The 391-nt window shown below is 64.7% G+C and carries 1 protein-coding gene; it reads left to right on the top strand.

The annotated features are described in order from the left end of the window. Window positions 1-391: SPFH domain-containing protein (locus tag EN994_RS35185; protein WP_245466194.1), on the top strand; the 391-nt coding region annotated here is incomplete at both ends.

Below are 391 nucleotides of genomic sequence, written 5' to 3'. Positions count from 1 at the left end.
GGTTTACACCGTGCAGCCCGATGAGGTCGCGGTCGAACTGCGCTTCGGCAAGCCGAAGACCGAACTGTCGCAGCCTGGCCTGCATTTCCATTGGTGGCCGCTCGAAACCGTCGAGACGGCCAAGATTTCCGAGCAGCTCGTCGATATCGGCGGTGGCGGCGCGACAAGTGGCAATACGTCCGGGCTGATGCTTACCGGCGACCAGAACATCGTCAACGTCCAGTTCTCCGTGGCCTATCAGGTCTCCGACCCGCGCGCGTATCTGTTCGATGTGTCCGATCCCGACGGCATGCTGCGGCAGGTTGCCGAAAGCGCCATGCGTGAAGCCGTCGGCCGCCGGCCGGCGCAGGACATCTTCCGCGACGACCGCCAGGGCATTGCCGCCTCGGTG

The organism is Mesorhizobium sp. M7A.F.Ca.CA.002.09.1.1 (assembly GCF_003998555.1).
Lineage (GTDB): Bacteria > Pseudomonadota > Alphaproteobacteria > Rhizobiales > Rhizobiaceae > Mesorhizobium > Mesorhizobium ciceri.
Note: the sequence above shows the minus strand (reverse complement) of the source record. Positions and strands in the feature narration are given on the sequence as shown.